Source organism: Labrys okinawensis, from assembly GCF_047345005.1.
GTDB lineage: Bacteria > Pseudomonadota > Alphaproteobacteria > Rhizobiales > Labraceae > Labrys > Labrys okinawensis.
On sequence record NZ_CP178864.1, the window covers coordinates 152,217 to 174,693 of the forward strand.

Sequence of the window (22,477 nt, forward strand, 5' to 3'; positions counted from 1 at the left end):
CGCGTCAGCTGTCATAATGAAAGCGACAAGTGACGCAAAGGAGCCAGCTATGACAGCTACCGTGAACAAGGTTATGGAAGAAGCAACCAGCGGCGGTCTACAGAAAGTGGAGGCCCTGCTTGGCGGATCACGGATTTTGGCGCGTCGGCTGACCAGCACGCTTGATGCCCACGAACTGATCCTGAGCGGATTGCCAGCCTCCGCGCTCAATCATCTGGTCGGTCAACTGGTGTTTATCGACAAGACGGAATCGCTTGAAAAAGCGATCGGCATTAGTCTTAGAACCTGGCAAAGGCGCAAAGATGCGCTGGCCAAGCCATTGAGCCAAGAGCAGAGCGGACGAACATGGAAATTCGCGGAGATTCTGGCCAAGGCAACCGACGTGCTGGGCACGCAAGAGGAAGCCGAGCAATGGCTGGAGCGTCCGGCGATTGGATTGGACAATCGGCGTCCGATTGATCTTCTGGGAACGCCTGCAGGTGTCGAACTGGTCGAAGATCATCTTGAGCGGCTTGAATATGGCGTCTATGCATGACGCCCCTGCCGATTGCGCTCGGAGGAACCGAGCTAATAGCATGGCGTCTCGACCAGGCCGTCCATGCCTCCACCTGGGACCGCGGCGAAGGTGCCTATCGGGTCGGCGGCCGCTGGAACAGCAAAGGTGTCAGAGCAGTCTATTGTTCACTGGACCCCGCTACCGCAATTCTCGAAGTTGCCGTTCACAAAGGCTTTAGCGCCCTTGACACGGTTCCTCATAAATTAACCGCGGCGGTCATCCACGACATTGCCGCCATACATATCGTTGACCCGTCGACCGTTCCCAATCCGAACTGGCTGCACCCTGGCATACCAGGGGCGGGCCAGCAGGCCTTCGGCGACGACCTGCTGAAGAGACATCGTTTCGTCGCCATACCGAGCGCGGTGTCGCGATACAGTTGGAACCTGATCTTCGTGGCGAGCGTCGCATCCGGTGAATATGCTCTTAAGCTCCAAGAACCGTTCGCGCTCGATACGAGATTGCATCCGCCGGCGAACTGAAGTCGGTTTTCGGAGCGAGTCGAGCCAAGAATGGAATGACAAGGACGCCGCATTCCAATCGGCGGAGCAACGTCCGCGCGGCGGCGTTCGTCATGGCGGTGGAGCGTCCTTCGCCTCCGCGCAACCAATCGCCACGGCAGTCCGACCGGTGTGGCCATGCCCCTTCGACAAGACGATAAAGACGACATGTCACGATTCCGATCCGTCGCGACGCGACGATGGCTTCGGTTGATAAAGTCGCCGCTTGACACCTTCTCGAAGCGCATTGCGGACGTCCTTGTCAACGAGCTTCAGATCGAACCATTCCGGATCGAAATGTCCACCGCACCAGCGTGTGGTTTCCGCATGTTCGGGATCGGACAGGTCGACCATGATTTCGAGGAAGCGTTCGTATCCGCTCACGCCACCGACATCTTCTGGCGGCCGCGCCCGCGCGCCTTCGATGCAAGCGCCATGTTTCGGGGGCTTGCCCAGTGCAAGAAACGCTTCCACATCGACCTGGTGGCGCCAGTTGTCGCCGAAATCGTAGATATAGGCGAAGCTGGCGCCTTCTTCGAAATCGCAAAGGCGCACCTCCCGAAAATCAAAGACGCGCGGATCGTCGTCAAGCGCATCTTCCGTCAGGAGCGCGACGTCACCATAGCGCAGTCCGCCGATACGGAACTCGTGGAGATGATAATTCCACCAGTTGAATGCCGCCTGGATGGCAAGGTGCAATTGCTCGAGGTTCCATTGGCTCGGCAGGACGAGACGACGCCAGACATCCGGCTCGATCTCGTCGAGGCAAACGCGAATCTGGACGGCATTGAAGGTCGTGACCATGGCCTGAATGAACAAGAGAGAGCGGGAGCGGTCAAGGCAGGGCTTGAGGCTCAATCATGAATAATGCCATGCGGTCATCCCGCATGGCAGTTCTCCAAGGTCGCTCAAACGCTCTCGCCGTTCGCCTGCCAGACGGGGATACCGAGGCGGCGGGCCTTGTCGGCGAGATTGCCGGTAATCCCGGAGCCCGGGAAGATGATGACGCCCGCAGGCATCACCGACAACATCTCGTCGTTTCGACGAAAAGGAGCTGCCTTGGCGTGCTTTGCCCAGTTCGGCTTGAAGGCGATCTGCGTCACTTTGCGGCTTTCGGCCCAGCAGGCGGCGATGCGCTCCGCGCCTTTCGGAGAGCCGCCGTGCAGGAGAACCATGTCGGGATGCTTGGCATGGGCAAGGTCGAGTTTACCCCAGATCCGCTCATGATCGTTGTAGTCCATGCCGCCGGAAAAGGCGATCTTGGTACCGGCCGGCATCAGCACCTCGGTCTCGGCGCGACGGCGGGCCGACAGGAAGTCTTTCGAGTCGATCATAGCCGCGGTCATGTTGGCGTGGCTGACCTTGGAGCCGGTGCGCGGCCGCCAGGCCGAGCCCGTCTCGGCTTCGAACAGGTCAGCCGCATAGTCGCGCATAAATTCGAAAGCGTTGCGGCGCTCAAGAAGGGTGATGCCCTCGGCGATGTGGCGCTCCAGCTCGACGCTTTTCACCTCCGAGCCGTCCTGTTCGCTCTGCCCGGTTCGTTGTGCATCTTCGTTGCGCTGCAGTTCGCGCTGGATGCGTTCGCCGGCACGGTGGAAGAGATTGACCGTCGACCAGTAGAGGTCTTCGAGATCGGGCTCGAGCCGCGTGTCGCCGAGCATTTCGGTGAGGGCGTCGAAGATCGCGGTCAGCGCGGAGTGGACGACCGGTTCCTCCGGTAGGGGCCGTGGATCCGGCTCGTCCTGGAAGGGGCGATAGCCATGGATCTGCATCTCGTAGATGAAGCGGTCGGTCGGGGAGGATGCGTGGTGAGGCTCGAAGGCGTCGTCAATGGGAAGCGTGCGGTTCATGATGGTCTCCGTCGGTTTCGGCCGCGCCTCTCGCGGCCTGACGGCGATCCCTGTTCATGCGGCAGACGGGCCGGAACCGCGAGCAAAGCGAGCGGCCCAGCGAAGCGCCGGGCGGCGGAGGGAAGGTTTCTTGGCCCGCGAGGAGCGCCGGCCCGGCATCGGCCCGGAAGCGGTCCCGCTTTCCGGATCAGCCGATGCGCGAAAAATGCGCCGGCGCGGGGAAGAAACCTGACCGACCCGCTGAAGGCCTGGACGCCGCATGATAAGGGTCGCCTCTCGCCAGGCCCGCAGGCGCGCAAACCCGGATGGCGGCCTTTCCGGACCGGCACTGTTCATCACGCCGCAGTGCCGCGCTCGCCATGTGTCTCCCCGGCTGCCGCGTCATACGGACAGAAGCGTATGCGCATCCTCCGGTGCCAGCTGGTCGCGGAGATTTGCCAAGAGCCGGTCGGGCCCAAGACGTCGCAGGTCCTCGTTGAAGTCGCCGAGTTCGGGGTTAAGCACCAGCGGCAGGATGCCGAGCGCCTGTGCCCGGCGGCTCAACCCTTCGATGCCGTGCCGGCCGGCGGCATCGGCGTCAGCGGCGAGGTAGAGGCGCAGACACCCTGCCGGCGGCCGGAAGGCGGCGAGGTGATTGGCCGTCAGCGCCGAAACCATCGGCATGGCGGGCATCACATGAGACAGCGACAATATGCTTTCGAGCCCCTCACCCGCGATCATGACCGGCACAAGGTCCTTGGCGGAAAAGCCGAACCGCACTGCATTGCCGAGCAGCGTACCCAGCGCACGGCGGGGTGTGTCGACCGGCGCCTTGCCAACGCCGCCCGGCTCCGATCCGGAGCACGCAAGGTATGTTCGATGCACGCCCGTGATAGCACCGGATTGATCGGTCACAGCAGCGATCAGGGCCGGATAGCGGCTGGTCCTGCCGCTTGCGAGATCGCGGTAGTAGCAGGATGGGTGAAACCCCAGCGCCGGATGCAAGGCCCCTCGCAGGATGCCGCGCTGACGCAGGTAGCCGTCGGCGAGCGTGCCGGCAAGCGGCTCGGTCATCCGAAACAGCCGTCGCGCCCGTTCGCCAGCCGGTCGGTCGATCGACGCGGTTGGAGCGTCACTGGTTTGCGACAATCCCGGTTCAGCGCGGGCTGAATCACGAGGCTCGTTCAGAAAGCGCCGCGCCTCATCAGCGACGTCACGGAAGTCGACAAGCCCTGAGGCCTCCCGTACGAGATCGAGCAAATCGCCGTATTGGCCGGAGGCGGCATCGGTCCAGCGACCCGCACGACCACCCGTTAGCCGAACATAAAGCGAGCGCCCCTTGTTGTTGGCGACATCGCCGACGATCCAGTAATTGCCGGCCCGGTGGCCGGCGGAGAGATAATAGCGGCAGACAGCCTCCGCGTCGCGCGCGAGACGATCCGCCAGTTGCGAGGCGGATAACATCACGGTCACCCCCTGCCGTCGACGTCGACAACGTGATGCCGTTCGATCAGGCGCGAGAGGATCGCAGGTCCTTCCTCCGACGTTGGAATGAAGTACCGCAATTTCCAGGCGATCATTTCCGAGAACAGGCCGATCGCGCGGAGCCTGTCGCGCACGCCGTCGGTGAAGCCGGTGAGCTCGATGCGGTAGTTGTTCATCGCCCGGACACGCCGCAGCGTCATGCCGCCGGCAAGGCCGACAACCGAGGATCCGGCGAGCAGCGATTGCCAGATCTGATCGGCGCTGACGACTTCGGTCTGGTCGAGCCCGAAATTCCGGCACAGCCGAGAGAGCCCTTCGGACGTTATCAGACGGCCAACGATGCGCTCACCCTCGTCGGTCTGAAGGCGATAGACCCGGCAATAATCCTGCGGCAGCAGTTTCCAGATCGGTAAAAGCAGGCCGGAGACAACGTGCATGGTCGAAAGCGAAAATTCGGGGAGATTGGCGACCTCGGCCTCCCAGGCGGCCGAGAAGGTTTGCTTGTCCGTTTCCTCCCAATTCGTCTCTTCGAGCTGGCGCAGCTCGAAACGGATCTCGTCCATCGGCCGGATGAGCGCCACCCGCGGCTCAATTGATCCGTCATCGAGCATGACCGAGCGAGCCGGAACCTGGACGGCCGGGCGGCCGGACTTGCCGTTGATCACAAGCTTCGCTTGGCGATCATGCGCGGCGAGTTCCAATGCGTCGGAAAGCACCATCGGCCTGTTGCGATCCATGCGTTCGATGGTCAAGAGATGCGACTGCGCGCCGGTGACCGGATGAGTATAGACCAGCCGCCGATCCTTCACCGTCATGCGGTCCGCAACAAGCGTCTCCAGCCCCTTGTCGTAAACGCCGGACGCAATCGCGCCCTCGACACGGGCGGCGAGCAATTGCTCGAAGGCATCGAACAGCAAGTTCTGCATGCGAACCGTCAGCGCCAGCATCCGATTGAGGAAGGTGTGAATCGGCGGCAGCTCGTCCTTGAGACCACCTTCCTCTGCCGTCAATGAAAGGCCGGTGATCGTCTCGAACGTTTCGAGCGAGCAGCCTTCGATGCCGCCGCCATGGATGAGCCTATAGAACTGCCTGAGTGCATCGCGGGCATATTGGGATTCGAGATTATCCTCAGAGCGGAACATCCCCTGCCCGCCCGTCTGCCGCTGTCCGCGCGTGATCGCTCCGAGCGTATCGAGACGCCGGGCGATGGTCGACAGAAATCGCCGTTCGGCCTTGACGTTGGTGGCGATCATGCGGAAGCGCGGCGGCTGCGCCTGGTTGGTGCGATGGCTGCGTCCCAGCCCCTGGATCGCCACGTCCGCCCGCCATCCGGCCTCAAGGAGATTGTGGAGACGCAGCCGCTGGTTCCTCGCGCCGAGGTCGGCATGGTAGGACCGTCCCGTGCCTCCGGCTTCGGAGAAGATCAGGATCGGCTTCTCGTCATCCATGAAAGCGCGTGTCTCGTCGAAATTGGCGCTGCCCGGCCGGTTCTCGACGGCAAAGCGGGCAATCGCGCCGCTGCCGTCACGGCGCACGATCCGACGCCTGCGGCCGGTGATCTCGGCAACGCGGGTCGTGCCGAAGTGCTGGACGATCTGGTCGAGCGCCGTTGGAATGGCAGGCAGACTGCCGAGCCGTTCGAGGAGAGCGTCCCGGCGGGCGACGGCTTCGCGGCAAAGGACTGGATTGCCGTCGGCATCATGGACCGGCCGCGACAGCAGATTGCCCTGGTCGTCGGAATATTCCTCGAAAAGCTGGATCGGGAAGGAATGGTTGAGATATTCCGCGACGATCTCGCGCGGTGTGACGTCGACCTGGATATCGCCCCACTCCTCGGTCGGGATTTCTGCCAGCCGGCGTTCGGTGAGCGACTGGCCGGTGGAGATGATCTGAACGATCGCCGCATGGCCTTGGTCCAGATCGTTGTTGATCGCACTAATCAGTGCCGGCGTCTTCATCGAGGTCAGAAGATGATTGAAGAAACGCTGCTTCGAGCTTTCGAAGGCCGAACGCGCCGCGGCCTTGGCGTTTTTGTTAAGTGTGCCCGTGCTGCTACAAATGCCGGAGGCCTCGAGCGCCGCGTCGAGATGATTATGAATGACCTGGAAGGCCTCGGCGTAGGAATCGTAGATACGTACCTGTTCGTCGGTGAGCGCATGTTCGAGGATATCGTATTCGACGCCTTCGAAGGAGAGCGACCGCGAGGAGTAGAGGCCCATGGCCTTGAGATCGCGGGCAAGCACTTCCATGGTCGCCACCCCGCCGTCCTCGATCGCCGCAATGAACTCGGATCGCGTCGAGAACGGAAAGTCGGCGCCTCCCCAGAGGCCCAGCCGTTCGGCATAGGCAAGCGACTCGACTTCGGATGCACCGGTCGCGGAGACATAGACGACGCGGGCATCGGGAAGGGCACGCTGCAGACGCAGACCGGCGCGGCCCTGTTGCGAAGCAGCCTTTTCCCCGCGCTCGGACCTGCCGCCCGCAGCGTTTGCCATCGCATGACCTTCGTCGAAGATCACAACTCCGTCAAAATCGCCTCCCAACCAGTCAACGATCTGCTGGACGCGCGACCGCTTTCCCTCGCGTTCGTCACTTCGCAGTGTGGCGAAAGTGACGAAGAGGATGCCTTCGTGGAGCTTGATCGGCGCGCCCTGGCGGAACCGTGAAAGCGGCGTGACCTGCAGCTTCTCCTGGCCGAGCGCGCTCCAGTCGCGCTGTGCATCCTCGATCAGCGTCTCGGATTTCGAGATCCACAGATGGCGGCGGCGTCCTTTAAGCCAGTTGTCCAAAATAATCCCGGCCGCTTGACGGCCCTTGCCGGCGCCTGTGCCGTCTCCCAGGAACCAGCCGCGCCGATAGCGGACCGCGCCCTCGGCGTTTGGAGTCACGGCCCTGAGATTGTCAAAGCTCGCATCAACGGACCAGTGGCCGGCGAGATAGCCGGAATGGGCTTCGCCGGCATAGATCACGCTTTCGAGCTGGGCGTCGGAAAGATCGCCTTTGGTGACGGCACGCTTTGGCAGATGCGGGCGGTAGGTCGGTTTGGGTGGCGCGACCGACGCCATTGCGACGGACTCCACAAGCCTGTCCGGATGGGGTTTTGCATCGGGGATATGGATCGCCTGCAGCTGATAGGGCTCGTAAATGCCGTCGGCGACATCAACCCGGATTTTGGGCGAAGCATCGCGCAGCTCGTAGGAGAGCTCGACGACCTGATCGTCGGCAGGGCGCACAGGCGAGAACCCGGGACGTGGGGCACGGACAGCAGGCGAAGAGCGCACCGCAGACGCGTTGGCCGCCACAGGGGGTAGCGTGTCGGCACGTTGGCGTGCGGCCATTGTTGTGCAGTCGGACAGGATGCCGATGGGTAGGAGGGGCGGGGAACGCGGCGGAAGGTCGGAGATCCAGGCGAGCAATGTTTCCGGATCGGGAGCGACACCGTGCGAGGCAACGAAGCTCGTTGGATCGGCGGGGGCTATCTTGTCGATCACCGTCAGGCGCGTCTCCATTGTCGTGCCGTGCCGCGCATAGACGCCGCCGTCGATGGCGGCGCTGAACAGGACCGAGCCACGCTCCTGCAAGCGAACGAAGGCGTCTCGCCAGTTCGGGTTGTCGGAAGAAAGGCTGGCACCGGTGATCGCCACGAGCCGCCCACCCGGGGCAAGCCGCGCGAAGGCCGAGGTCAGATGACGCCATGCGGCGTCGGCCACGCGGCCCTCGACGTGAACGCCGGCTGAAAACGGCGGGTTCATCAGCACGACGGTCGGGCTCACTGAACGGTCGAGGTAGTCGTCGATGTGGGCTGCGTCATGCTGCGTGACCGGCGCGGCGGCAAAGAGTTGCTCGAGAAGCGCATGCCGGACGGGCGCATATTCGTTGAGTGCCAGGCGTGCATGGGCAAGCTTGGCGAAGATTGCCATCAGTCCCGTCCCGGCAGACGGTTCGAGCACAATGTCGTTCGCCACGAGGCCGGCAGCGCGGGCCGCAACATAGCCCAGCGGAATCGGCGTTGAGAATTGCTGAAACTGCAGGCTTTCCTCAGAGCGGCGCGTATGGCTCGGGATCAGGTCCGCGATCTTCGTCAACATCGCAAGTGCTGCGTGCGGCGCGTTTGATCGTGCGGCGATCGCCGCACCGAACTTGCGCAGGAAAAGCACCTGCGCGACCTCGCTTGCCTCGTAGGCGTCTTTCCATGCCCAGAGGCCCTCGGCATCCGAGCCGCCGAAAGCATCGGTCAGGTTGGTGCGGAGATCGGCGGCGTCGATTGCCTGTCCACGTTCAAGAAGCGGCAGAAGCGCCTCGCCGGCTTTGCGGATTTTACTGGCGCGGAAGCGTTCGTTGGAGGCGCCAATCCGTATGGCGGCGGCATCGGCTGTCGGGGAAGAGATCAGGTTCATGGGATACCCTGTTCGAGAGCGAGAAAGGACCGGCCCGCACGGACGCTCTCCAAGTCCCGACAGGCCAACCCATTTCGGCCCCTCTCTCCCTCTCCCAACGCTCAGCACCGGCACAACACGGGCTGCGACCGGTGCGAGCTCAGGCCCATACCGCCGTTCCCGTCCAATTCCGCTGCGTTGCCTCCCTGCCGGGCCGAAGCAATGACCCATAGTGGTCTTTCTGCGCTAGTATAGTCGACCGGCTTCGTGTTAGATAGCGTCCGTCAAGATGGTGTAATTTCGAGTGTGGAACCGGGCCGTCATGATCAGGCGGCTTTCGGTGTAATCTGAAGCGGTTTGTCCTCCTCGATTGGCTGCGGGTTGAGATCGGCCATGGCCTCGACCTGCATGTATCGGTGCTGAAGCTGCCATTCGTCGTTGGCTTCGAGCAGCACGGCTCCGATCAGGCGGACGATGCTGTCTTCGTTCGGAAAGATGCCGACGACATCGGCACGGCGCTTCACTTCCTTGTTCAGACGTTCAAGCGGATTCGTCGAATGCAATTTCGTCCGATGCTGGGAAGGAAAGGCCATGTAGGCGAGCACATCGGCTTCGGCGTCATCCATGAAGGTTCCCAGCTTCGGCCATCGGACGCGGAGCTGGTCGGCGACATGCCGCCAGGTTTGGACGGCATTGTCGTGGTCGGGCTGGATGAAGGCCTGGCGGATCGCGGCGGCGACCATGGTGTGCTGTCCCTTGGGAACGTAGGCGAGCGCATTGCGCATTGCATGAACGCGGCATCTCTGCCACGTCGCGCCGAGGACGCGGGTGATGGCGGCCTTCAATCCTTCATGAGCATCGGAGATGACGAGCTTGACGCCGGTAAGGCCCCGGCGCACCAGATCGCGCAGGAAGCCCGTCCAGAAGGGTTCGGCCTCTGAGGGACCAATGTGCAGGCCGACGATCTCTCTCTTTCCGTCCGTGTCGACCGCAACCGCAATTATCGCCGCCACGGAGACGATGCGCCCGCCCTCGCCATCTTCAGATAGGTGGCGTCGAGCCACAGATAGGGCCAGTCCCCGGACAAAGGACGCTTGAGGAAGGCGTTCACCCGCTCGTCGATGTCCTTGCACAGCTTCGACACCGACGACTTCGATATGCCGGTCATACCCATGGCCTGCACAAGCTCATCGACCTTGCGTGTCGACACACCGTTGATCCAGGCTTCCTGAATGACCGCGACGAGCGCCTTCTCCACCGTCTTTCTCGGCTCCAGGAAGCCCGGAAAGTAGGCTCCCGTGCGCATCTTCGGTATCTTCAGGTTCAGCGTTCCAAGCCGGGTGTCCAGCGTGCGATCACGGTAGCCGTTGCGCCAGGTCTGGCGACTTTCGCCACGCTCGTAGCGGCCAGCGCCGATCAGGCCGTCGACGTCGGCCTCCATGATCAGTTGCAGCACGCTTTCGGCAATGGCGCGAAGAAAATCCGGATCGCCGCTCTTCGCGGCAAGCTCGGCAAGAGGTAATCTGTCGTCGGTCATCGGGTGCTCCGTTTCGGTCAGGTTGAAGTCTCGCAACTCCACCTTCTCTGACGGGCCCGGTGCCCACCTGACGTCTCGCGAAAACCGCAGCGTATTCTCCACCGCAATCCCCACTCAAAACGCCTCCGAAATTACACCACATGCGCGGACGCTATCTTCGTGTTACATCGCAGTCGGCGCGATCACGTGCGACTGAAATGACCGATCAGGAGGGACAATGTGCGGCGGTTTCTAATCGGCGGCAGGTCATTCGAAGAGGGTTCTCCGGAATTGCAGGGTGTCCTCCCGCAAGCGTATGAACAGAAGCTCCGGCCGCAGTGCCAGTGCAAGGACCCGCCGGTCCCAATGTATATTGCCCAGGTTGATGGCCAATACCTCGTCAAGCGGATGCCGCTGACCGGGCGGGATCACGAAGCCGGCTGCTCATCCTTTGAGCCGCCCTACGAGCTCTCCGGTCTCGGCCCACTGATCGGGAACGCGATCCAGATCGACGCGGCATCCGGATCGTCGCTCCTCAAGCTCGATTTTTCCCTGTCCAAACGCAGCAGTCGCGCAAGCGCCGCTCAGCCATCGCGACCGGCCGAGAGTGTGCGCAATGACGCGAAGAAACTGTCGCTGCGCGCCCTGCTGCACTATCTTTGGGATACGGGCGAACTGACAGAGTGGACCGCGCTCTGGAGCGGAAAGCGCGGCTGGGGGCGTGTTCGCGCAAGCCTTGTCAATGCGGCTACCCAAATGAACGTTCGCGGTGCGCCGCTCAGCGACATCCTATTTGTCCCTGAGGCGTACCACCCGGAGGACAAGGACGGGATCGCTGCTCGCCGTGCGGCGGCACTTGCCGGCGCGAAAGCGTCCGGTTCGGGTCCGCGTAAACTCATGCTGGCGGTGGCGGAGGTGAAGGACTTCGACGCTGCGAGAGACGGCCAGAAAATCCTGGTGCGCCACCTACCCTTCCCCTTCATGATCGAAGCCGGCACCTGGAGACGCCTGAACGCCAGGTTTGAAACAGAGCTCGAGCTCTGGCGCTCGAGCAAAGAGTTCCATCTCATCATGATCGCGACCTTCGGAATTTCGGGGGCGGGGATAGCCACGGTGGAGGAAATCGCGCTGATGGTGGTCAATGAGAACTGGATTCCGTTCGAGAGCGTCGAGGAACAACGCCTTTTGGAAAAGTTGTCCGGATGGCGGCGCAAGAGCGTGAAGGGCTTGCGCTTCAATCTAGCCGCAGATCAACCGATCGCATCTGTCACGCTGCCCCAAGAACGGTCGGGGCCGGTCGCGATGTATATCGTGCCGGCTGGGGCGAGCAACGATTATGAGGCAGCGCTTGCGGATCTGAAGGAATCGCGGCCGGAAATGATCCCGTGGGTCTGGCGTGTCGCCGAGGGCGATATGCCGAGACTGCCGTAGCAGCGGAATCAGGGAATGGTTTCCAGGTCTGTCGACCGGAATTCGTCCGCCGTGGCAAGGATCGCGACGCCGTGGAACCTAGCGCACGCGTAGTGCAAGCAGTCGCCCAGGTTAAGGCCATGGCGTCCGCTGCGATAACGATGGGCGGCAACAAGGGCAAGCCGCGTTGTCTCAGCCGCCGGCGGAAGGTCGCGGACCTCGATTCCCCGCTCGTCCAGGAACTCCTGCACAATGTTTTCCACGGCCGGGATTGGAAGATTGAACTTGTCGGGTCGCGCCAGACCGAGAACAGTTTCAAGGATGGCGACGGGCGACGTGAAAGAAACTTTGGCTGACGCGATGACATCGGACACGCGGGCCGCTTCCGGTTCGTCCGACAAAAGCGCGATGATCGCGCAGGCATCGACGAACATCAGCCTTCGCTCCACATGGCGTCAAAGACATCACGAGAGAGCGGCTTTCGTGTCTCGTCGTTCATCGACACGCCATGCTTCTGCCGTAGCCGCGCCGCGGTTTCGAGCGGAGTTTCGGCATGGCGCCGCCGCTCAATCGCTTCGCGCATCGCGATGACGATTGCATCCGTAATGCCGACGCCGGCCATCTGCGCGAACCTGCGTGTAAGAGCATCCGCTTCCGGATTGTTGACGTTGATGGGCATGACCATCTCCATGTAGATAAATCTCAAATGTAATGTAGATGAGCGTTGCACTTTTTCCAAGGGCGCCGAGACAAATGTGTTTGCGATCCTGCCATTCGCGAAGCGCCTGACATCGGTTCGCATTGTCGAAGGCAGATCGTCGGCCCGCGGCGATCAGTGGACATTCTCCTCGACGATGGCGGGCGGGCGCTGGTCGACATGCACTTCCATGGCGCTCAGCCGCGTGCCGAAGATGCGCGGGCCGTTTAGCGACTCGAATACCGGATGCAACATCGGCCTGACGATCGTAAGCCGGCTGGCGACGTCTTCGATTTCGGTCGTGACATCGACGGTCTCGCCATACTCATCCGTACCGATGATCAGGAGATTGCCGGCGAGCGGCGACGGATAGCCGTGAAGCTGCGTCACGCAAGGCAGGGCCTCCTGTAGACCGTTGTCGTCGACGACAATGGCAAGAGTCTCATTGATCTGTACCATGTCGATGAGATCGCAGCCGATCAGGTTTCGGATGACGGCGAGCCGGTTTTCCTGCGGGACCGCCACGATACGGATCGTCCCGATCAGCGGCTCTACGAGATAGGCTTTGGTGGTCTTCATGAGATTTCTCCTGAGTTTGGCGCGAAAGGGAAAGGCTTCTTGGGAGCAGGCGCGCCGGCTCCGGACGGATCACTGGGAGGATCCGTCGGTCTCAAGCACTTGCCTGCGGGAACGGGAACGCCCGGCGCGCGGGCCGGGCCAGGAAGTGCGATTGGCAGGCTTCGCCGCCCGCTCAGGACACCTGTTCGAGCAGTTTCTTCGCCTTACCTTCCAGCTCGAGGCGGGTGTCCTGATTGGCTTTTCCTCGTGCCAGCGCCGTGATGCCCTGCACGAAGTCGAAAATTGACGAGGGCGGATGACCTTCTTCGCAAAGTACCGTCTCGATGATCTTGCCGGATTCAACCTTTGAGAAGCCGCGCTTGCGCAGGAAGTCCGTGCGATCCTCGTCGTTTCGCGCAACGATCCGCTCGCGCGCAGCGCGGATGCCGGCCACGAAGGGCGCTGGCGAGGAATTGGCGAAGTTTTCGAGCGCCGGGGCTGCCTCATGGGCAAATCGTTCGGCGGCAAACTTTGAGTGCCGGATCGTCAGTTCCTGAAAGTTCTCAGAACCGTCGGGTAGGGGCGAGGGTTCCCTGTGGGATGATCCTCTACCCCTCCCACGGAACCGGACGTGATAGTTTCCCATCATCCGGCTCCTACGTTTGCATTCATACGATCCAGTCTTGCCTGTAATCGTCCGGCATGGTGGGCGACATGGCAGTCGCGGCAGAGCACGACACGCTTTCGCGTGCGCGCAGCCTTGACGTGGGTCCACAGTGTGGTGCCCTGCATATCGCTCATTTTGCGGACGTGATGTATCTCCACTGGCACATCTTTCGCACCGCACGCTTGGCACACCCTTGCCCGGAGCCGATCAACAAGATCGGTTCGACCATTGAAGTGGATATGCATCTGCGTTTGGTGATCGACGTACCGAGATGCCGAAGCCGGTTCGACACTTTTGAGGCGGAACATCTGCATGAAGAGCCGTTTGTGACGACCTTCATACCACAAGCCGAGGCGATCCCCATTTCGGAGCCTCTCTGCTGTCGTCTTGACCGAACATTTGTGCTTCCGCGACAGGGTCTTCATGAAGCTCCACCACCAAAGGTGATAGAGCCGTCCGACCTGCTGTTTCCAGAGCGTGCCGAGCTTGTAATATTCGGCCAGCCCTCGCATCATCGCATTGTATCCGGTCAGGATCGCAACATCCGAGTTATTGATCACTTCGCATCGCGCTTCACCCCGGTCGGTATAGAGATTTCCGAGGCGATTGCGTTCTGCAAAGCGGGCGAGCTTTTCCATCGGAACATGGAGCTGCATGCGATCATCCGCAATTCGCACGGTGACGGCACGTCCGCCAATCACAGTGCGCCTTGTACGGCCATCGCCATACGTCTTCAGTTGATATCCGAGGAACATGGCCCCCTCGTCCGCCTTCCTGATCCCGCTTTTCTCCGCAGATACTTCCAGCTTCAGCGTCTGGGCCAAAAAGGTTTTGACCTCATCCATGAGGCTGCGGGCATCTTCCTTGCTGCCGATCACACCGATCACGAAGTCATCGGCATAGCGGCAGTAACGGAGGCGGCGGTAGTTCGGATCGAACGGATCGAGGGACGGCATTTCCAGCCGTCGCCGCTCCCATTCCCTGATTTCATCGAGCAGCCGGGGAATTTCTTCCTCGTTGCCATTGGCACGCCGTCGATTAATCTTCCTGCGGGCGATCTGTATCCCTTTCGAGGCTTCGAGATAGGCAGCACTGCGCCGCCGCTTCTGGCCCTTATCGAACCGCTCCTTCATCTTTGCCATGAACAGATCGAGTTCATGGAGGTAGACGTTGGCGAGGATCGGCGAGATCACACCACCTTGCGGGGCGCCGCTGAAAGTCTTGTGGAACTTCCAGTCTTCGAGATAGCCGGCCTTGAGCATCCGCTGGATCAACTGCAACAATCGATCATCATCGATACGCTTGCGCAGCAAGCCAAGCAGAATGTCGTGATCAATGTTGTCGTAGTATCCGACGATATCGACTTCGACCAACCATTTCATGCCATGCCAGGTGCGCCTGATTTCAGTCAGGGCTGTGTGGCATGACCGCCCCCGGCGGAAGCCGTGCGATTGTTCCGAGAAGATCGGCTCGTAGACATGCTCGAGCAAAATCTTCACGGCCGCCTGCACCAGCTTATCGTCCGCAGTGGGAATGCCCAACGGGCGTTTCTTCCCGTTGGCCTTGGGGATGTATTGCCTGCGCGCCGGAGAGAAACGGTACGATCCGTCCATGATCCGTGCGATAATCCCTTCCATCCTTTCAAGCGAGAAGCCATCAAGAGTGTTTTCGGGATCGGCGCCCGGGGTCAGCGCCCCCTTGTTGGGGGCGATCTGCTCATAGGCCCTTTCCCAGAGGGTTGGGGCCGAGAGCAGCCTGAACAGGCCGTTGATACGTTTTCCCTGACGAGACAGGTCGATGATTGAGCCCAGTCTCTTCTCTACGGTGTGCGGTTGCATCAGCATACCTCCGTTATGAAGTTGAAAGACCCAGCAAACGCGCCGCCCTTCACCCACGCAGAGGGGATTCCCCATCCGGTTGCCCGGTCGGTTTCACCCATGCCCGTCCATCTGTTGATGGCTGTCCCGGGCATTACCCCGGGCATTTGGCTAATATGGCGGCTCCGTCGCCCTATGGGACATCGAGCGATGCCCGCTTAGGCGATCCCGTGTTTACACGATCAATGAGAAGCGACGTGGTTAGGTGACCCGTTCGATCATTGGCCCTTCGACGAAGGGTGGGCCGTGTGACCAAGCTTAGGTGGGCCATATGGGGTGCCCCACCCTTCACACGGCATGACGCGTCAACCATTGCTGCGTCATGACCCGAAAAATGTCCCTGATCTGGGCTTCACGCAATTCAGCATTCACCATACACGTCTTGCCCTGACGTCCCGATAGCCTACAATGGTTTCGACCCGGATGACGCCTTTTCCCGACATGCTATTGTCCCCTGCCGGTTTCCCGGTCGCAGCCATCTCTGGCCAAGGTAAGTCGGGTGGGCATCAGGCTGTTCTTGGTTTCCTGAGAAGTCTCCTTCACTCAATTGATCGCGCCGACACGGCGCACCCAAATGTTGCGGTTGGCACAAACAGCGCGCAGGTAAAAGCTTGCGATTCCAAGGGTTTTCGAGCCAACTTCGCTGTTCCAGGCATAAAAGCCGCGGAAATACAAATCGGGCTCACCGTTCGGCAATCGCCCCGCCTCGATCGGGTGGGTGTCATCGACCAGAAACACGAAGACATCGCGGTCGGAGGCATAGAGCGTCGTCGTGTCTTTGGTGATATCGACGAAGGGGTTATGGGTCATACTGCCCCAATCCAATCGGCCAGGCACCTTCCAGAGCGTATCTCCGGTTCCGTTCCCGGCGATCTTCATGATCGCCGAGACGAGCGTGTGATCCCAGATCCTGCCATACTCGGGTCCCGTCACCGCCCTCAATTCGACACGACCGTCCTCCATCTCCAGCGTCTTCACCAGCTCAGAGCGGTTGCTGAGGAGACCGTGCTGGAGATTGATCGCGGCGAGCGGCGCGGGAAGCTGGCGCATATAGCTCGCGGGCGCCCCGACCAGGCTGCAGAGCTGCCCGTAGCTCCAATGGGTCGGCGCGATCGGCTGGCGTCCCCCCGGAACGACCAGTTCCAGTCGCTCGGCATTGCTGCGGGTCGCTTCGACGCGGATTGCCGAGGTTTCCACAGTCCGGACACGTGCTCGCTCGGCCCTGGACTTGACGGCATGATGGAGTTCGGAAAGCGACAGGTATCGCTCGTCGTCGGGGCGCGAGAACCATTCGGACGAAACGCGTCCGATGCGCTCACCGCGCGAGATATCGACCTTGAAGCCGGTGGAAACGGGGCGTGAATTCTGGGCAAGATTGTTCATGGCACTTTCTCCTGAAACGAGAGCCCGGCGGATCCGCATGGCGCGGAGCCCGGGCCGGTGGGTTGACAGTCGGAATTGCCGCTGCGGTGGAATGTGCTCTCTCTATCGCCATTGCGGCCGCTGACCTCCCGGCCACTCTCTCCTCTCCCGCCACTGCCGTGCCCCCGCGCGCCGCCAGGAATGCCGGCATCTCTTGCCGGTGGGAGCCGACCGAGCTCCGCCGGATCCTCCGGGCGAATGTCGAACTGTGGAAACGAACGGAGTAAGCTCCAGAGGTGGGGCGTTCGAGCAAGGACTGGCCCCTTCCAATCGACCTGTTCGCGGTCTATATTCTGGTCAAAGGAGACTCGGTCGATGAAACTGTCGGAACAGGTAAAGCCTATGAGCTATCTCAAGGCGCATGCGCCGGAGATCATTCGCACGCTCGGTGATAGCCGGCAGCCGGTGATCATTACGGTGCATGGAGAGGCGAAGGCGGTGCTTCAGGACCTGGCGCAGTACGAAGAGACGCAGGAGACGCTGGCGCTGCTGAAGGTGCTGGCGCTTACTGGCAAGCAGGTGGAAGAAGGTAAGGTTCGGCCAGCTGCGGAAGCCTTCGCGCGCATTCGCAAGCGGATATCGGGAGAGCCGTCCTGATGTCTTTCCGGGTTCTCTTCGCCGAGGACGCGGAACAGGATATCGAGGATCTCTACCGCTTCATTGCCGCACGCGACGGCGTCAAAACGGCAGACCGCATTCTGAACGAAATCGAGACCGCCTGCCTCGGTCTGGATGCGTTTCCCGAACGGGGAAACCTTCCGAAGGAACTGGTTGCAGTCGGCATCTCCGACTATCGCGAACTGCACCATAAGCCGTGGCGGGTGATCTACCGTATCATGGGCGACGACGTGGTTGTCTATTGTGTCACCGATGGCCGTCGCGATATGCAATCCTTCCTGGAGAGGCGGCTTCTCAGGTGAACGCGGGATCGCTGGATTCGAGTTGCGGAGAGCAGCGCAAGAGCGCGTTCCACCCGTGCTAGACGTCCATCGATTGGATGCTCAAGAAGGGACGGCGCGAAAGGGCATCACCCGAAGCGCCGGCCGGATGCGGTAAAGGTATAGCCGTTGGCCGAAATCGCCGCATCGACGGCCTCGTGCGACGTCAGATACTCGTATTCGCGTTCGAGTTGCCGGTAGAGCCAGCGAGCAAGGTCGCGGAAGCTCTCGATGACCGCCTGCTCCGCATCGATCGTCATCACCTGGTAGGACGGACTGTCCCTCTCGACTGAAATCATCATGCTACAGGCATGGTAGTAGTGGCCGCGATGGGTGGCATCGGCGCGGAGTTGATAGAAATTGCACCGCTGAATTGCCTGTAGCATGTCGGCGATCCGATGCAGCTCGGCATCCTGCGGCGCGTATTCCCTGATCCGGCGTGGTGCCTGCTTGCCGTGGGAATACAAGACTTCGAAGCATGCACCATCTCCCTGGCTCCAGAACCCACTGAACCAGATACAGGGATCCTGGCGGGAGCCGCCGCCCTGGAGACGGACCGTGCGAGTCTTGAGGCGGAGGCCGAGGATTTCGCAGATGCGCTCGAAATCTTCATAGACGAAACCGAACCAGTCGTAGTCGAAGCCGCCTTCGCGGTACCAGGCGCGGGCGCTGTCCTTCGCCGCGTCCGACAGCTCGTGGAACCGGTAGACGACAGTCTTGATGATCTCAGCCATCGCTCTCGCCTCCTATGATCGTCCCGGATAGGGTTTCAGGATCGGGTGCGCCGGCAAGGATCGCCTCCGCGCGGGCGACCGCGCACGACGCTCTTGCGACCCAATCGGAGGCGGTTGGCCTGTCCGACCGGATGTCGGCGAGGATGATCTTCAGGACGCCAAGCAGGATTTCGAAATGCACCGCCTTGCGCTGAACCGTTTCCTTGAATTCAGGGCGGATTGGGATCGCCGGAGCGCGATAGGCGGCATCGGCGCCTTGCCAGATGCCGGTCACATGAGTCTCGCCTGCGGTTTCGTAGTCATGCCGGGCATCGTCCCAATCGTTGTCCTCAATTGCCGCGCGGCATGCGGCATCGCACGTCTCGGCGCGATAGGTGCGATGGCGGAAGACCGGCAGACGATAGGTGGTCTCAATCGTATAGTCGGGCATCGGAATGCTCCTTAAAAAAGAAAGGCCCAGCTGTGGGGCCGGGCCTTGGATAAGATGGGGAGATCGGTTTACTCAGCGGCGTCGAGATGGCCGTAGCCGTCTTCTCGATCTGCGTCGTCGTCCCGATCGCAGTGATCGAAATCTTCCGTCAGGAAGGCGGGGAGCGCGGCGCCAACCTCGGCGTCAGGAGTGACACCGGTGTTCTCGACCTTTGTGGAGACATCATCGCTGGTGACGTCTTCGGCAGCGCGGAGCGTCTGCGGCAGCCATCCGCTTCCGGCGATGAGCCGTTCGGCCTCGCGCGCCATATCGCTCTTCTTCAGATGGCCGATCAGCTGCGCCGACTGCTCGCCTTTCGCTTCCCGCACGGCCTCGAGGATATGGGCCTTGGTGACCCGGCCCAGGTAGTTGTCGGCCGTTGGCGTCCAACCGGCCTCGACCATGTCGAAACCGATCGATCGTGCGACCTGGTCGGCATGCGCGATCGCGCGGCTGCGCTTGTTCCAGGGTTCGATGACCGCATTCAACGACAGCGAGGCGCAATGTGCAAAGAGTGCCTGCCGGCTCGCGTCGTCGAGACCGATCAGGAAACCCCAAAGCGCGTCGGGATCCTTGGGGAGATCCTGACCCCATGCTTCCTGCCGCTGGTCGATCTCCTTGGCCCACGCGGTATCACCAAGCCCCGGCGTCTGCGAGAATCGGGCACTCTGCAGCGTCACCTCCAGGCATGTATCGGACCCGTAGATATAGAAGGTCTTCAGCACGAACGCGTGCAGCACAGCGATGAATGCAATGACCGCATCATTGGCGAGCGCATTGCGCAGCGCGACGGTGCGGGTTGCCGTCAAATCCAGCACCAAGCGTTCGGAGAGCGGCCGAAGCGAACCATCCTCCTCTTCGCTTTCGGCATTCACGGAGCCGACACCATGCGCCGCGTTACCGTCGGCAGAAACGGTTGGACTGCCGCCGGCGACATTGTAATTCCCTTCCGACGCGTCGCCGCCATCGACGTCCATCTTCGGCTCGTCCTCTGGGCGGACGAAACCTCGCTCGATCTTGAGCTCGCCGTTTGCACCGAGCGAGATGAATGCGCCGCCGCGCGCGACGTCGTCGCCGTCAAAGACGTAAGCGCGGTCGTTCAGCCGGTCGAGTTCGCCGCCAAGATCCTCCAGTTTGCGCTCGGTGTCCTCACTATAGTCTTCGGCCTCGGCATACACCGCATCGAGCGCGTCGTACTCGGCTTTGACGGCATCGTAGCGCTCCAGCTCATCCGCGGTCATCTCCGGCTGCTCGCCGTAGAAGCGGCGAAGTCCCGACGTGTGGCCGTAGGGGAAATCGAAGGCAGCTTCGATCCATTTCCAGCCTTCAGCGGACCTGATCGCCTCGGCGTCGGCATTGAGCTTCTCAATGACGAGCTGCTCGACAAGGGCCGGGTCCTGCAGCCAGCCGCCATTGTCCTCGTCGAAGAGGTCGCGCATGACCACACCGCCGGCAGCCTCATAGGCTTCGATACCGATATAGACGGCGCGGCGGTCGCTCGCCCGGATTGCCGTTTCGGTCAGAAGCCGGCGGATGTAATAGGGCTCACGGACGTGCTGGCGCGAGATCGTGTCCCAGACCTGTTCCTGGCGGACATGATCATTGGTGATCGAGAACGCCATGACCTGCTGCAGGGTCATCTCATCGCTAGCGTAGAGATCGAGGAGGCGCGGTGAGACCGATGCAAGCCGCAACCTTTGCCGCACCGTCGCGACGGAGACGAAGAAGCGCGCGGCGATGTCGTCTTCATCCTGACCCTGTTCCCTCAAAGTCTGGAAGGCCCGGAACTGGTCGAGCGGGTGAAGGTCGACCCGATGCACGTTTTCGGCAAGGGAATCCTCGACCTCCGGCGTTGCCGCCTGGCTGACAATGCAGGGGACACCGGCGGTTTTCGCGAGCCGTTTCTGGGAGACGAGTCGCTCGAGGGCCCGGTAGCGGCGACCGCCGGCCGGAACCCGGTAGAAACCGGTCTCGTTGCCATCGGCGTCGAGCTCCGCCCTGACATTGAGGCTGGCGAGCAAGCCGCGCCGCGCAATGTCTTCGGCAAGGTCCTCGATCGAAACGCCGGCCTTGATGCGGCGAACGTTGTTCTGGCTGAGCACCAGCTTGTTGAAGGGAATATCGCGGGCCGCGCTAAGGGTAATTTTCTGGATGGCCTGGGCCATGTCGGTTCTCCATGACGGGCCGGCCGGAGCCTCTCTCCGACCACCTTAACCCGTCACGAATCCCCCTTCCCCCCTCCCGCTCTCCTCCTCCCTGCCAACTCCGGCCGGCATGCCAAGCGGCCGGTAAGCCACGATTACAAGTTGATCGCGCGGCGCCTTCGCTTTAAGCCTACGGCACCCCCGGTCACCCGAGCCGACATCGGCCCCTTCCCCGGCATCTGATGAGGTCGCCCGTGATAAAATCCGAACTCGTTTCCCTGGTTGCCGCTCGCAATCCCCATCTCTATCACGCTGACGCCGAGAAGATCGTCGATGCCGTCCTCGAAGAGATCGCCGCGACGCTCGCCGACGGCGGTCGTGTGGAACTGCGCGGCTTCGGCGTCTTCTCCGTGCGTAATCGACCGTCACGGTCAGCGAGAAACCCGCGGACGGGGGGCGCGGTTTTTGTCGAGGAAAAATGGGTGCCCTTTTTCCGTACGAGCCGCGAATTGAATGGCCGGCTAAACCAGGCCGGGGAAACAGATTCACGGACTGCCGCGGCAAACAAGGCTATCTTGCGATCATGATTAGGGTGGAGAACTCCCGCTGCAGCGACGCAACAAGCGGCAGCGGCTCCTTGGCGGCAGCAGCGGTCCCCGTTGCGGGGCTGCGGACCAATGCCGGGGAGATTTGCATGTCCTATGAGTGGGACCCGCTCCGGGCGCGTCGCGCCCGAATGATCAGGATTGCTACGTTAGTGGTCTTGATCGTCAGCGCGGTGAGCGTTCCTGTGGCTGCACTGCTGACGGCAACGGCCAGATGAGCCGCCGAGCGCCACCGCATGAGGCCAACTCCTCATCGGGCGGGCAGGGGTTCGCTCCAGTGCTTTATCAGATCATCTGGATCCACTTATTGGTCCAATGCCTGGAAAACGCGGCGTCGACTCGTTAGGTTCTTTGAATAACGATCGATTTGGAGACCTCTTGCCTCAGATTTTTGGGGGCAAGGCCTGAAGACTGGCAAGCCTACTATCCAATCTTCTGAGCAGAAGCGGAAACGCCCGGACTGGCGGGCACCGAGGGAGTCCAGGGCTATTTCCAAATTACCCCGGCCTCGTCGCCGTCCGGGCCGCCACGTCGGGAGCCGGAACCCTCAAACTTCGCGGCTGAATGGAAGAACTGCTGGTACAAATGTGTCCGAAGTAGAAAGACGCGGCCGGTTCTGAGCCGCGAAAATGGCCTCGCCTCGGCTGAGAATGCCAAAGTGCATTCTGTCTGCGTTCGTAGAGCCGATCGAATT

Annotated in this window: 18 protein-coding genes and 3 pseudogenes; 7 read left to right on the forward strand and 14 right to left on the reverse strand. The window is 61.6% G+C overall.

Annotated elements, in window-relative coordinates:
- Positions 1-49: 49 nt before the first annotated feature.
- Positions 50-535, forward strand: coding sequence for an antitoxin Xre/MbcA/ParS toxin-binding domain-containing protein (locus ACMDCR_RS00760; protein WP_413990708.1), 486 nt, complete (start codon positions 50-52; stop codon positions 533-535).
- A complete protein-coding gene (locus ACMDCR_RS00765) occupies positions 532-1,038 on the forward strand; it encodes an RES family NAD+ phosphorylase (protein WP_413990709.1) in 507 nt (168 codons plus the stop codon). Before ACMDCR_RS00760 ends, ACMDCR_RS00765 begins: the two co-directional genes overlap by 4 nt.
- A gap of 189 nt (positions 1,039-1,227) precedes the next feature.
- Here ACMDCR_RS00765 and ACMDCR_RS00770 read toward each other — a convergent pair whose 3' ends face one another.
- Positions 1,228-1,812, reverse strand: a complete 585-nt coding sequence (locus ACMDCR_RS00770) for a plasmid pRiA4b ORF-3 family protein (RefSeq protein WP_413993791.1) — start codon at positions 1,810-1,812, stop codon at positions 1,228-1,230.
- Here ACMDCR_RS00770 and ACMDCR_RS00775 point away from each other — a divergent pair.
- Entirely contained in the window at positions 1,750-1,920 is a 171-nt protein-coding gene (locus ACMDCR_RS00775) for a hypothetical protein (RefSeq protein WP_413993826.1), read from the forward strand. The genes ACMDCR_RS00770 and ACMDCR_RS00775 overlap by 63 nt on opposite strands.
- A gap of 44 nt (positions 1,921-1,964) precedes the next feature.
- On the opposite strand, the gene ACMDCR_RS00780 is transcribed toward ACMDCR_RS00775, so the two are convergent.
- From ACMDCR_RS00780 to ACMDCR_RS00795, 4 genes and pseudogenes are all read right to left on the reverse strand, one after another.
- Positions 1,965-2,906, reverse strand: a complete 942-nt coding sequence (locus ACMDCR_RS00780) for a DUF2493 domain-containing protein (RefSeq protein WP_413990710.1) — start codon at positions 2,904-2,906, stop codon at positions 1,965-1,967.
- Positions 2,907-3,287: 381 nt separating this feature from the next.
- Positions 3,288-4,349 (reverse strand): toprim domain-containing protein, encoded by a 1,062-nt coding sequence (locus tag ACMDCR_RS00785; RefSeq protein WP_413993792.1) that lies wholly within the window; start codon positions 4,347-4,349, stop codon positions 3,288-3,290.
- Between the two features lie 5 nt (positions 4,350-4,354).
- Positions 4,355-8,767, reverse strand: coding sequence for a strawberry notch-like NTP hydrolase domain-containing protein (locus tag ACMDCR_RS00790; protein ID WP_413990711.1), 4,413 nt, complete (start codon positions 8,765-8,767; stop codon positions 4,355-4,357).
- Between the two features lie 305 nt (positions 8,768-9,072).
- Positions 9,073-10,283 (reverse strand): annotated as a pseudogene (locus tag ACMDCR_RS00795) (IS256 family transposase).
- Positions 10,284-10,502: 219 nt separating this feature from the next.
- On the opposite strand from ACMDCR_RS00795, the gene ACMDCR_RS00800 reads away from it, so the two are divergent.
- A complete protein-coding gene (locus ACMDCR_RS00800) occupies positions 10,503-11,693 on the forward strand; it encodes a DUF1173 domain-containing protein (RefSeq protein WP_413990712.1) in 1,191 nt (396 codons plus the stop codon).
- Between the two features lie 8 nt (positions 11,694-11,701).
- Here the strand turns inward: ACMDCR_RS00800 and ACMDCR_RS00805 are convergent, their stop codons facing one another.
- The 6 genes and pseudogenes from ACMDCR_RS00805 to ACMDCR_RS00830 all read right to left on the reverse strand — a co-directional run.
- Entirely contained in the window at positions 11,702-12,106 is a 405-nt protein-coding gene (locus ACMDCR_RS00805) for a type II toxin-antitoxin system VapC family toxin (RefSeq protein ID WP_413990713.1), read from the reverse strand.
- Positions 12,106-12,351 carry a type II toxin-antitoxin system VapB family antitoxin gene (locus tag ACMDCR_RS00810; RefSeq protein ID WP_278026059.1) on the reverse strand — a complete coding sequence of 82 codons (246 nt, stop codon included), beginning with the start codon at positions 12,349-12,351 and terminating at the stop codon, positions 12,106-12,108. Before ACMDCR_RS00810 ends, ACMDCR_RS00805 begins: the two co-directional genes overlap by 1 nt.
- 153 nt (positions 12,352-12,504) lie before the next feature.
- Positions 12,505-12,948: a DUF3846 domain-containing protein gene (locus tag ACMDCR_RS00815; RefSeq protein ID WP_413990714.1), complete on the reverse strand. Its 444-nt coding sequence runs from the start codon at positions 12,946-12,948 to the stop codon at positions 12,505-12,507.
- A gap of 172 nt (positions 12,949-13,120) precedes the next feature.
- Positions 13,121-13,498: pseudogene (locus ACMDCR_RS00820) on the reverse strand (DUF932 domain-containing protein); the annotation flags it as partial.
- Between the two features lie 74 nt (positions 13,499-13,572).
- Positions 13,573-15,432 carry a reverse transcriptase domain-containing protein gene (locus tag ACMDCR_RS00825; protein ID WP_413990715.1) on the reverse strand — a complete coding sequence of 620 codons (1,860 nt, stop codon included), beginning with the start codon at positions 15,430-15,432 and terminating at the stop codon, positions 13,573-13,575.
- Between the two features lie 609 nt (positions 15,433-16,041).
- Positions 16,042-16,854: pseudogene (locus tag ACMDCR_RS00830) on the reverse strand (DUF932 domain-containing protein); the annotation flags it as partial.
- Positions 16,855-17,208: 354 nt separating this feature from the next.
- Here ACMDCR_RS00830 and ACMDCR_RS00835 point away from each other — a divergent pair.
- Positions 17,209-17,490 (forward strand): type II toxin-antitoxin system Phd/YefM family antitoxin, encoded by a 282-nt coding sequence (locus ACMDCR_RS00835; RefSeq protein ID WP_278026062.1) that lies wholly within the window; start codon positions 17,209-17,211, stop codon positions 17,488-17,490.
- Positions 17,490-17,813, forward strand: a complete 324-nt coding sequence (locus ACMDCR_RS00840) for a type II toxin-antitoxin system RelE/ParE family toxin (RefSeq protein WP_278026063.1) — start codon at positions 17,490-17,492, stop codon at positions 17,811-17,813. The genes ACMDCR_RS00835 and ACMDCR_RS00840 overlap by 1 nt, the downstream gene beginning before the upstream one ends.
- Positions 17,814-17,920: 107 nt before the next feature.
- Here the strand turns inward: ACMDCR_RS00840 and ACMDCR_RS00845 are convergent, their stop codons facing one another.
- The 3 genes from ACMDCR_RS00845 to ACMDCR_RS00855 all read right to left on the reverse strand — a co-directional run bounded on the left by ACMDCR_RS00845 (position 17,921) and on the right by ACMDCR_RS00855 (position 21,199).
- Positions 17,921-18,565, reverse strand: coding sequence for an antitoxin of toxin-antitoxin stability system (locus ACMDCR_RS00845; RefSeq protein WP_413990716.1), 645 nt, complete (start codon positions 18,563-18,565; stop codon positions 17,921-17,923).
- A complete protein-coding gene (locus ACMDCR_RS00850) occupies positions 18,558-18,995 on the reverse strand; it encodes a hypothetical protein (protein ID WP_413990717.1) in 438 nt (145 codons plus the stop codon). Before ACMDCR_RS00850 ends, ACMDCR_RS00845 begins: the two co-directional genes overlap by 8 nt.
- Before the next feature lie 68 nt (positions 18,996-19,063).
- Positions 19,064-21,199: a ParB/RepB/Spo0J family partition protein gene (locus tag ACMDCR_RS00855; RefSeq protein ID WP_413990718.1), complete on the reverse strand. Its 2,136-nt coding sequence runs from the start codon at positions 21,197-21,199 to the stop codon at positions 19,064-19,066.
- A gap of 233 nt (positions 21,200-21,432) precedes the next feature.
- Between ACMDCR_RS00855 and ACMDCR_RS00860 the strand changes: the two genes are divergently transcribed.
- Positions 21,433-21,765 carry an integration host factor subunit beta gene (locus ACMDCR_RS00860; protein WP_413990719.1) on the forward strand — a complete coding sequence of 111 codons (333 nt, stop codon included), beginning with the start codon at positions 21,433-21,435 and terminating at the stop codon, positions 21,763-21,765.
- Positions 21,766-22,477 lie beyond the last annotated feature (712 nt).